The organism is Mesorhizobium sp. M4A.F.Ca.ET.020.02.1.1, from assembly GCF_004022645.1.
Taxonomy (GTDB): Bacteria; Pseudomonadota; Alphaproteobacteria; order Rhizobiales; family Rhizobiaceae; genus Mesorhizobium.
Genome location: NZ_RZOI01001346.1, coordinates 1 through 578, shown reverse-complemented (window position 1 = coordinate 578; position 578 = coordinate 1). Strand labels below are relative to the sequence as shown.

The 578-nt window shown below is 68.5% G+C and carries 1 protein-coding gene; it reads right to left on the bottom strand.

Features of this window, described 5'->3' with window-relative positions; translation table 11 throughout:
- Window positions 1-578: efflux RND transporter permease subunit (locus EN742_RS37065; protein ID WP_148670622.1), on the bottom strand; the 578-nt coding region annotated here is incomplete at both ends.

The following is a 578-nucleotide window of genomic DNA, read 5'->3' as shown; positions in this document are numbered from 1 at the left end:
CCTGCGCGAACTGCTGCGCGAGGCTGCGTGTCTTGTCCGGGTCCGGACCGCTGACGCGGAATTTTAGCGGCCAGCCGACCGGCGGGCCGAGTTCGAGCGGCGTGACGCGGGCCATGACGTCGTCTAAGCCGGTCGACAGCTTCGTCTCCAGCCGGTCGATGACGGCCTGGCGCACGGCGTGACCCTTGGTCACCACCACCGCCTGGGCGAAGAAGTCATTGGCGAGCTGCGCGTCGAGCGGCAGGTAGAAGCGCACCGCGCCCTGGCCGACATAGAAGCTCCAATGGTCGATGTCCGGATCGGCGGCGAGCAGCTTTTCCACGCGCTCCACCACCGCGCCGGTCGCCTTGATCGAGGCGGTGCGCGGCAGGGTGAGGTCGACCATGACCTCCGGCCGGTCGGACTTCGGGAAGAACTCCTGGCCGACGAAGCCCATGGCAACGACCGACAGCGCGAACAGCCCGGCGGTCGCCGACAGCACCAGCCATTTCGCCCGCATCGCCATCTCGAGCAGTGCCTGGAAGACGCGGGCGATGCGCGAAGGCTGATGGCTGCCGTGGCCCTTGATGCGATCGGGC